The organism is Pseudoflavonifractor phocaeensis, from assembly GCF_016901735.1.
Lineage (GTDB): Bacteria > Bacillota > Clostridia > Oscillospirales > Oscillospiraceae > Pseudoflavonifractor_A.
Map to the genome: position 1 here is coordinate 1 of NZ_JACLZC010000260.1, position 215 is coordinate 215.

Sequence of the window (215 nt, forward strand, 5' to 3'; positions counted from 1 at the left end):
GTTAATCCTCCATTCCGACCAAGGTTGGCAATACCAGCATAAACATTACCAGCGTATGCTTCGTGAAAAAGGCATTCGACAGAGCATGAGCCGCAAAGGCAACTGCCTAAATAGTGTTTACACGAGTAATGTAGTATAATAGGGACAACAGCCCAGAAAGAGGTGTTCCTATGAGTAACGAACAACAACGCCACGATATCAGTGATGAGGTATGG

General features: G+C 44.7%; 1 pseudogene. It reads left to right on the forward strand.

Going from position 1 to position 215, the window contains the following annotated elements:
* Positions 1-115: pseudogene (locus H7U37_RS15510) on the forward strand (DDE-type integrase/transposase/recombinase); the annotation flags it as partial.
* Positions 116-215 lie beyond the last annotated feature (100 nt).